Below are 518 nucleotides of genomic sequence, written 5' to 3' on the forward strand. Positions count from 1 at the left end.
GTAATAAATACTGGCATCACGCGCGAGTGAACGATCGGTGACTTCATCTTGTTCGACATCTTTATCGGCATAAGCTAAATCGAGGGTGAAGTTTCTATCGACCAAACCTTTGATTTGAAATCGATAGGCGTTACCACCTTCATCCGTTGTTTTACGAGCCGTACTCACTTGATAAGGATTACGCCACGTTTCGCCTTTGAGGACGGTCGGAAGGTAAGAGACATCCAATACTGTGCCTGACGGCAGTTCGTACTGATAGCCTAATTGAAAAGCCAGCGTACCGACTGCCACATCGGAACGCGTTGTACCAGCATACACTTGGTGGTTGAGCTGGTGACCAAACGTGTAGGCGATACTTCCGAGTGGCGCTGCGATGACGGTTGTGTCGCTTTCAGCGCTTTGCTCTAACGAGTCGATGGTTTTGCTGTTGTCGGTATTAAAGTTCGATTCCGATGAAATCACACCAGCATTGATTGATATTTCGCCGCTGAACCCTGCAGTTTCAGCGAGTTGAGCCT

1 protein-coding gene is annotated in these 518 nt (G+C 48.3%); it reads right to left on the reverse strand.

What is annotated here, in order from left to right; genetic code table 11:
* The coding region (locus R7093_RS28110) for a DUF2860 family protein (protein WP_318147395.1) at nucleotides 1-518 on the reverse strand (518 nt) is incomplete at both ends.

This window comes from Vibrio sp. 1580 (assembly GCF_033340055.1).